At 67.8% G+C, this 1,157-nt stretch carries 1 protein-coding gene; it reads left to right on the top strand.

What is annotated here, in order from left to right; translation table 11 throughout:
- Positions 1 to 255 precede the first annotated feature (255 nt).
- Positions 256 to 1,157 (top strand): NADP-dependent isocitrate dehydrogenase (locus BIU98_RS13865; protein WP_139200739.1); only part of this gene is annotated, 902 nt, incomplete at its 3' end.

The raw sequence follows: 1,157 nt of genomic DNA, 5'->3' as shown, positions 1-1,157 counted from the left end.
ATGCCGACGGCCACCAGGACCAGGGGTGCGGCCACGCCGATCCTGGGCCCGAGCACGGCGGCGCCCGCGATGACGAGCAGGGCGACGATGCCGACCACGAGGAGTTCTGTCACGTGCCCAGGGTGGCACCGATCGTCGTCCACAGGTCGGCGTCTCGGGGGCCTCGTCCACAGCCCATGTATCTTGATGTCGAGATACTGCTCACCGCGAGTAGCGTGGAGCCACCGACGCGCGAACAAGGGAGTACCCGCCAGCATGGCCAAGATCATCTACACCCTCACGGACGAGGCGCCGTTCCTCGCCACCCACTCCTTCCTCCCCGTCATCCAGGCGTTCGCCGGCACCGCCGGTGTGGACGTCGAGACGCGGGACATCTCCCTCTCCGGCCGGATCATCGCGCTGTTCCCCGAGCGGCTCAGTGCTGAGCAGCGGATGGACGACGCCCTCGCCGAGCTGGGTGCCCTGGCCAAGACGCCAGAGGCCAACATCATCAAGCTGCCGAACATCTCGGCGTCGATCCCCCAGCTCAAGGTCGCGATCACCGAGCTGCAGTCGCAGGGCTACGACCTGCCCGACTACCCGGACGAGCCCAGCACCGACGCTGAGCGCGACGTCCGTGCCAAGTACGACACCGTCAAGGGCAGCGCCGTCAACCCGGTCCTGCGCGAGGGCAACTCCGACCGCCGCGCACCGCTGTCGGTGAAGAACTACGCCCGCAAGCACCCGCACCGCATGGGCGCGTGGCGCTCGGACTCGAAGACGAACGTCGTCACCATGGGCGTCGACGACTTCCGCGCCAACGAGAAGACGTGGGTCGCGCCCGCTGACGACACCCTGACGATCACCTTCGTCGGGTCGGACGGCTCCGAGCAGGTCCTCAAGCAGTCGATCCCCGTCCTCTCCGGCGAGGTCATCGACGGCACGGTGCTGCACGTCGGGCCGCTCGAGCAGTTCCTCCGGGCGCAGATCCAGCGTGCTGCGGACGAGGGCATCCTGTTCTCGGTCCACCTCAAGGCCACGATGATGAAGATCTCGGACCCGATCATCTTCGGCCACGTCATCCGTGCCTTCTTCCCCGACGTCTTCGACCGCTACGGCGCCGACCTCGCCGCGGCCGGCCTCACCCCGAACGACGGCCTCAACTCGATCCTCACCGG

Source organism: Curtobacterium sp. MMLR14_010 (genome assembly GCF_001865015.1).
Classification (GTDB): Bacteria; Actinomycetota; Actinomycetes; order Actinomycetales; family Microbacteriaceae; genus Curtobacterium.
The sequence above is the reverse complement of the archived record's forward strand: the minus strand, read 5'-3'. Positions and strand labels throughout refer to the sequence as shown.